The following is a 7282-nucleotide window of genomic DNA, read 5'->3' on the forward strand; positions in this document are numbered from 1 at the left end:
GAGATTCACTCGGTACGCGCGCTGCCAGAATGCGGTTTCCATGCTCTCCCGACTCGCTGCCCTGTGCTTGGTCCTGACGCTGGTCGGTTTGCCCGTGGGCGCGCAGACCTCGGAGAGCCGTGTCGAGCGCGAGGCCAGCAACCCGATGCGGCGCATCATCGAGGCCGCGAAGATCAAGCCCAAGCCCCGCGCGGAGGTGCCGGCCACCGCGCTGCCCGCCCGGCCGGCTTCGGCGCCGGCGCGCGAGGCCCGGCCGGCCGTCGATCCGGCGCCCGTGGCCGAAGTGCCGCTCGAGACCCTGCCGCCGCAGCCGCTGCGCTCGGCCGTGGCCACGGTGGACGTGGCGGCCGAGCCGGTGACGCTGAGGGTTCTCGAGCAGGACGAGCCGTCGATTCCGCCCGAACTGCGGGCGCTGGTGGACGGCGAGGTCGCGGTGGATGTGGGCTTCACCGTGCTGCCCGACGGGCGCGTGGCCGAGGCGCTGGTGCGCCGCTCCAGCCACCCCGAGCTGGATGCCATCGTGCTCGAGGCGGTGCGCCAGTGGCGCTACCGGCCGATTCCGGTGTCGACGCCGCACGAGGTCGCGCTCGTGCTGCGCGCCGGCCGCTGGCTGTTCACGCCCTGAGGACCTCGAGCGCGCGGTCCATGCCGCCGCTCATGATCGAGATCATTGCCTGCTCGCGCACCGCGGGCTTGGGGTGGTAGGCGATCGACAGGCCCGCCGCGGCCATCATCGGCAGGTCGTTGGCGCCGTCGCCCACGGCGATGACCTGCGCCGTGTCGATGCCCATCAGCTCGGCCACCTCGAGCAGCACGCGCTTCTTCTCGGCGCCGTCGACGATGTCGCCCCAGGGGCGGTCGAACAGCGTGCCGGTGAGCTTGCCGTGGGCCACGCCGAGCGTGTTGGCTCGGGCGAAGTCGAGCTTGAGCTGGTGGCGGATGCGCTCGCTGAAGAAGGTGAAGCCGCCGGACACCAGCAGTGTCTTCAGACCCGCGGCCTGGCAGGCCTGCACGAAGGCCTGCACGCCGGGGTTCAGGCGCAGCTTGTCGCGCCAGACCTGTTCCAGCGCCGTCTCCGGCACGCCGGCCAGCAGCGCCACGCGGCGGCGCAGGCTGTCCTTGTAGTCGGCGATCTCGCCGCGCATCGCCGCCTCGGTGATCTCCGCCACCTCGGCCTTGCGGCCGGCGGCGTCGGCGATCTCGTCGACGCATTCGATGTTGATCAGCGTCGAATCCATGTCGAAGGCCACCAGCCGGAAATCGGCCAGTCGCAGTGGGGGCGTGAAACCGCGGATGAAGAGGCCGGGTGCGTGTTCGGTGCAGGACATCGGCGCGGATGTTACCCGCCGGACTTCGCCATCACCTGCGAGAGCACGCGGATCTGCGCTCGCGTGTCGTCGCCCACCAGGCCGTGCACGGTGTCGCTGTCGCTGCGCACCGTGATGCCCGCGCCTTGCAGCCGCGCGCGCAGTTCCTCCGGTGAGGTGCGCGCCACCTGCGCGAGCACCGGCAACGGCGCATCGGCCAGCGCGCGCAGCGGCGGCACGAAGGGCGGTTCGCCCTGGCTGCCCAGCGGCACGAAGGAGGCCGCCAGCAGCACGGCGAACAGCGCCAGCGCCGTGCGGCCGCGCCAGCCGGCCAGATGGCGCTTCACGCCGGCCCAGTTGACGGCCGCATGCAGCGCCACGCCGCCGATCAGCACCCAGCTGAGCCACTGGTGCGCAGTCTCGTTCAGGCCGCTGTCCAGGTGGAAGAACATCAGCACGCCGGTCACCGCCAGCAGGGCGAAGGCGCCCATGGTGATCGGGGTGATCCAGTCTCGTTGCAGCTTCATGGCGTCCTCGTCGTATGTCGATGACGCCATGTTGCGAGCCCGCGGTGTCGCCCGTGATGCGCGCGTGTTGCCCGACGTGAAGCGTTTTGCGCCAGATCAGAGCTTGTTCACGACACGGCGTCGGCCGTCTTCGGCGTGCCCAGCGAGCGCAGCACGTCGCGGATCAGCTGCGCCCGGTCGCGCGGCTCCGGCGTCTCGCGCTCGATGCGCAGCTTGTCGTTGCCAGCCAGCTTGATGTGGCGGTTCTTCTGCACCAGCTCGATGATCTTCAGCGCATCCACCGGCGGATTCGGCCGGAAGCTGATCACCATCAACTTCGGCGCTGCATCCACCTTCACCACGCCATACGGCCTGGCGAGCACGCGCAGGCGGTGCACGTCGAAGAGCGTCTGGCCCTGCGGCGGCAGCTTGCCGAAGCGGTCGGTGATCTCCTCGAGCATCGCGTCGATCTGCTCGGCACGCTCGGCGGTGGCCAGGCGCTTGTAGAGCGACAGGCGCACGTGCACGTCGCCGCAATAGCTGTCGGGCAGCAGGGCGGGGGCGTGCAGGTTGATCTCGGTGGTGGCGGCCAGCGGGCTGAGCAGGTCGGGCTCGCGGCCGGCCTTCAGCGAACGCACGGCCTCGGCCAGCATGTCGTTGTAGAGCTGGAAGCCGACCTCCATCATGTTGCCGCTCTGGTTCTCGCCCAGCACCTCGCCGGCGCCGCGGATCTCCAGGTCGTGCATCGCGAGGTAGAAGCCCGAGCCGAGCTCCTCCATCTGCTGGATCGCCTCCAGCCGCTGCGCCGCCTGCTTGGTCAGGCCCTCCACATCGGGCACCAGCAGGTAGGCGTAGGCCTGGTGGTGCGAGCGGCCGACGCGCCCGCGCAGCTGGTGCAGCTGCGCGAGGCCGAACTTGTCGGCACGGCTGATGACGATGGTGTTGGCGCTGGGCACGTCGATGCCGGTCTCGATGATGGTCGAGCACAGCAGCAGGTTGTAGCGCTGGGCGACGAAGTCGCGCATCACGCGTTCCAGCTCGCGCTCGGGCATCTGGCCGTGGGCGATGGCGATGCGCGCCTCGGGCAGCAGCTCGGCGAGCTTGTCGCGCCGCGCCTCGATCGTCTCCACCTCGTTGTGCAGGAAGTAGACCTGACCGCCGCGCTTGAGCTCGCGCAGCACCGCCTCGCGGATGGTTCCGGTGCTCTCGTTGCGCACGAAGGTCTTGATCGCCAGGCGGCGCTGCGGCGCGGTGGCGATCACGCTGAGGTCGCGCAGGCCTTCGAGCGCCATACCCAGCGTGCGCGGGATCGGCGTGGCGGTCAGCGTGAGCACGTCCACGTCGGCGCGCAGCGCCTTGATCGCCTCCTTGTGGCGCACGCCGAAGCGGTGTTCCTCGTCGATGACGAGCAGGCCGAGGCGCTTGAACTTGACGTCGGCACTCAGCAGCTTGTGCGTGCCGACAACGATGTCGATGGTGCCGTCGGCGATGCCTTCCATCGCCGCCTTCACTTCCTTGGCGGAGCGGAAGCGCGACAGCTCGGCCACCTTCACCGGCCATTTGCCGAAGCGGTCGGCGATGTTCTGGTAATGCTGCTCGGCCAGCAGCGTGGTGGGCGCGAGGATGGCCACCTGCCTGCCGCCCGTCACCGCGACGAAGGCAGCGCGCAGCGCCACCTCGGTCTTGCCGAAGCCGACATCGCCGCACACCAGGCGGTCCATCGGCTTGGGGCTGACCATGTCCTGGATCACGGCGTGGATCGCGGCCTGCTGGTCCGGCGTCTCCTCGAAGCCGAAGCTGGCGGCGAAGGCCTCGTAGTCGTGCGGCTGGAAGCGGAAGGCGAAGCCTTCGCGCGCTGCGCGGCGGGCGTAGAGATTGAGCAGTTCGGCCGCGGTGTCGCGCACCTGTTCGGCGGCCTTGCGTTTGGCCTTCTCCCACTGGCCCGAGCCGAGCTTGTGCAGCGGCGCTTCTTCCGAGCTCACGCCGGTGTAGCGCGCGATCAGGTGCAGCTGCGCCACCGGCACGTAGAGCGTGGCCTTGTCGGCGTACTCGAGGTGCAGGAATTCGCTGGGCCCGTCGCCGAGATCGATGTTCACGAGCCCGAGGTAGCGGCCGATGCCGTGGTTGACGTGCACCACCGGGTCGCCGACGTTGAGCTCGGACAGGTCCTTGATCAGCGCGTTGACGTCGCTGACCTGCTCCTGCCGCCGCTTGCGCCGGCCGCTCGGCGCGGTGGCGAAGAGTTCGGTCTCGGTGACGAACTGGATCGTGCGGTTCTCGGCCGGTCTTTCGTTCGGTTCGAACCAGAAGAAGCCCTCGGCCAGCGGCGCCACGCCGATCGCGAACTTCTCATCGCCGGCCTCGAACTCGGCCAGAGTGGCCACGCTGGGGGGCTCGATGCGGTTGTCGCGCAGCAGCTCGAGCAGGCTCTCGCGGCGGCCGTCGCTCTCGGCGACGATCAGCACACGGTGCGGCGTGCCCTGCACGTGCTGTCGCAGCCGTGCCAGCGGCTCGGGCGCGCCGCGGTCGACGCTGAGGTCGGGCAGCGGCCGCGCCCACTCGACGGGCTCGCGCCCGCGCAGCGCCAGCGTGGCATGGACATTGGCGCGGGCGAAGAAATCCTCGCTGCGCAGGAAGAGTTCCTCCGGCGGCAGGATCGGCTTGTCCTTGTCGTGCTGCAGGAAGCGGTGCCGCTCGCGGGTGTCGATCCAGAAGCGGGCCAGCGCCTCGTCGACCTCGCCGTGCAGCGAAAGCACCGCATCGTCGCCGAGGTAATCGAAGATCGTCGCCGTCTGGTCGAAGAACAGCGGCAGGTAGTACTCGATGCCGGCGGTGGCGATGCCGCTGCCGATGTCCTTGTACAGGCGCACCTTGGTCGGGTCGCCCTCGATCTTCTCGCGCCAGCGGCTGCGGAAGGCGGCGCGCGCGTCCTCGTCCATCGGGAACTCGCGGCCGGGCAGAAGGCGCACCTCGGGCACCGGGTAGAGGCTGCGCTGCGAGTCGGGGTCGAAGGTGCGGATCGAGTCGACCTCGTCGCCGAAGAGATCAACGCGATAAGGCACCGGCGAGCCCATCGGGAACAGGTCGATCAGCCCGCCACGTACCGCATATTCGCCCGGCGAGACCACCTGGCTGACGTGCGTGTAGCCGGCCAGCGTGAGCTGCGACTTGAGCGCCGCCTCGTCGAGCCGCTGCTTCTGCTTGAAGTGGAAGGTGTAGGCGGCGAGGAAGCTCGGCGGTGCCAGCCGCACCAGCGAGGTGGAGGCGGGCAGCAGCACCACGTCGACCTCGCCCTGGCGGATGCGCCACAGCGTGGCCAGCCGCTCGGAGATCAGGTCCTGGTGCGGGCTGAAGGTGTCGTAGGGCAGCGTTTCCCAGTCGGGAAAGACGGCGATGCGCAGGCCCGGCGCGAAGAAGGCGAGCTCGCCTTCCAGCCGCTGCGTGTCGGCGGGCTCGGCGGTGACGATGGCCACGAGCTTCTTCTGCGCGGCCTGCGCCTGTGCGAAGCGGGCCAGCAGCAGGGCGTCGGCCGAGCCGATCGGGCGGGGCAGCGTGAAGCGTTTGCCGGCGGCGATGACGGGGAGTTGCATCGGGTGCGGTCGAACCAAAGCAAAACGCCCCACGAGGCTCTCCCGGGGGGCGATGAAACGGGCCGAATCATACAATCCGGTCCCTTCGCGCGCCCGCATGAGCCACCCCACCTCGCCTCGCTGCTACGCCTTGCTGCCCTGTGCCGGCGTGGGTTCGCGCTCCGGCGCGTCGCTGCCCAAGCAGTACGTCGAGATCGGCGGCCAGCCGATGGTGGCGCACACCCTGGCCGCGCTCGCCGCGGTGCCGCGCATCGCGGCCTCGCTGGTGGTGCTGTCGCCCGACGACGATCGTTTCGAGGCGCTGGTGCCGGGTTTCGAGGGCCTGCGTGGCTGGGTCTGCCGCCGCGGCGGCGCCACGCGGGCCGACACGGTCGCGGGCGGCCTCGCTGAGCTGCTCGAACGCGGTGCCAGCGCTGACGACTGGGTGCTGGTGCACGACGCCGCGCGCTGCCTGGTGCGCCCCGAGTGGGTCGAACGCCTGATCGACGCCTGCCTGCCTGACGCGGTCGGCGGCCTGCTCGCGCAGCCGGTGGCCGACACGCTCAAGCGTGCCGAGGGTGGCCGCGTGGCCGAGACACTGCCGCGCGCCGACAAGTGGGCGGCGCAGACGCCGCAGATGTTCCGCATCGGCATGCTGCGCGACGCGCTGTCTGCGGCCGACAGTGCGGTGACCGACGACGCCAGCGCGATCGAACTCGCCGGGCATCGGCCGCTGCTCGTGGAGGGCGACGCCGCCAACCTGAAGGTGACCTGGCCTTCCGACTTCACGCTGGCCGAGCGCGTGCTCGCCGCGCGCCAGAAAGGACTCGCATGAACCTGCCCAACATCCGCATCGGCGAAGGCTGGGACAGCCACCGCCTCGTCGAGGGCCGGCCGCTGGTGCTCGGTGGTGTGACCATTCCGCACAGCCACGGCCTGTTCGGCCATTCCGATGCCGATGCCCTGTGCCATGCGATCACCGACGCGATCTTCGGCGCGCTGGCGCTCGGCGACATCGGCCACCACTTCCCCGACACCGACGAGCGCTTCCGCGGCGCCGATTCGCTGGCGCTGCTGGCCGAGGCCGGGCGCCGTGCGCTGCAGGCCGGCTGGCACGTGGCCAACGTCGACAGCACCATCATTGCCCAGGCGCCGAAGATGGCGCCGCACATCCTGGCGATGCGCCAGCGCATCGCGCAGGCGCTGGCGATCAAGGTCGAGCAGGTCAGCGTGAAGGCCAAGACCGCCGAGAAGCTCGGCCCGGTGGGCGAGGGCCAGTCGATGGAGGCGCGGGCGGTGTGCCTGCTCTACACGCTGCGTCGGCCGGTCGTTCCGGCCTGAGCGACGTCAGGGAGCCTTCTTGAGCCGGATGTGGCACACCAAGCCACCCTCCGGCGCATTGGTCACCTCGAAGGCGCCGCCCATGCGCTGGACCGCCTTCTCCACGATCGCCAGGCCCAGACCCGCGCCGGTGGCGGCGGTGCGCGCTGCATCGCCGCGGAAGAAGGGCGTGGTCAGCTGGCCGAGCTTGGCCGGGTCGACGCCGGGGCCGTGGTCGCGCACGCTCAGGATCACCCAGGGCCCGGTGCGTGCATAGGTGACCGCCACCTTGGCGATGCCGGTGTCGGTGCTGCGGCCGTAACGGCGGGCGTTCTCGAACAGGTTCTGCAGCACACGGCCGAGTTCGGTCTCGTCGGCCATCACCTTGGTGTCGATCGCCACCCGCGCGGTGATGCGGATCTGGCTGGTGTCGCGGAAGGCCGCCATCTCGCGGTCGACCAGGCTGGACAGGTGCACCGGCACGAGCTTCACCTCGCCGGGGCGCGCTTAGTCCATGAACTTGTCGATGTTGGCGTCGAGCTGGTCGATGTCCTGCGCCCTGTTGCGCTAGGCCTCGTCG

General features: G+C 70.2%; 7 protein-coding genes. 3 read left to right on the top strand and 4 right to left on the bottom strand.

What is annotated here, in order from left to right; all coding sequences use genetic code 11:
• Positions 1-40 precede the first annotated feature (40 nt).
• A complete protein-coding gene (locus AB7U92_RS18100; protein ID WP_428580040.1) occupies positions 41-625 on the top strand; it encodes a TonB family protein in 585 nt (194 codons plus the stop codon).
• Here the strand turns inward: AB7U92_RS18100 and serB are convergent.
• The 3 genes from serB to mfd all read right to left on the bottom strand — a co-directional run bounded on the left by serB (position 615) and on the right by mfd (position 5502).
• Complete coding sequence (gene serB, locus AB7U92_RS18105; protein ID WP_428580043.1) at positions 615-1328, bottom strand: phosphoserine phosphatase SerB; 714 nt, start codon at positions 1326-1328, stop codon at positions 615-617. The genes AB7U92_RS18100 and serB overlap by 11 nt on opposite strands.
• Before the next feature lie 11 nt (positions 1329-1339).
• On the bottom strand, positions 1340-1834 hold the full coding sequence (locus AB7U92_RS18110; protein WP_428580046.1) for a DUF4405 domain-containing protein: 495 nt from the start codon (positions 1832-1834) through the stop codon (positions 1340-1342).
• Between the two features lie 107 nt (positions 1835-1941).
• Positions 1942-5502, bottom strand: coding sequence for a transcription-repair coupling factor (gene mfd, locus AB7U92_RS18115; protein ID WP_428580049.1), 3561 nt, complete (start codon positions 5500-5502; stop codon positions 1942-1944).
• On the opposite strand from mfd, the gene ispD reads away from it, so the two are divergent.
• The gene (gene ispD / locus AB7U92_RS18120; RefSeq protein WP_428580052.1) at positions 5501-6217 is read left to right on the top strand and encodes a 2-C-methyl-D-erythritol 4-phosphate cytidylyltransferase; all 717 of its coding nucleotides are present in this window, start codon (positions 5501-5503) and stop codon (positions 6215-6217) included. The two genes, mfd and ispD, sit on opposite strands and share 2 nt — an antisense overlap.
• Positions 6214-6723 (top strand): 2-C-methyl-D-erythritol 2,4-cyclodiphosphate synthase, encoded by a 510-nt coding sequence (ispF, locus tag AB7U92_RS18125; protein WP_428580055.1) that lies wholly within the window; start codon positions 6214-6216, stop codon positions 6721-6723. The genes ispD and ispF overlap by 4 nt, the downstream gene beginning before the upstream one ends.
• Before the next feature lie 6 nt (positions 6724-6729).
• On the opposite strand, the gene AB7U92_RS18130 is transcribed toward ispF, so the two are convergent.
• Entirely contained in the window at positions 6730-7194 is a 465-nt protein-coding gene (locus AB7U92_RS18130; protein ID WP_428580058.1) for a sensor histidine kinase, read from the bottom strand.
• Between the last annotated feature and the right edge of the window lie 88 nt (positions 7195-7282).

The organism is Piscinibacter sp. (genome assembly GCF_050175855.1).
In the GTDB taxonomy this organism is placed as follows: Bacteria; Pseudomonadota; Gammaproteobacteria; order Burkholderiales; family Burkholderiaceae_C; genus Piscinibacter.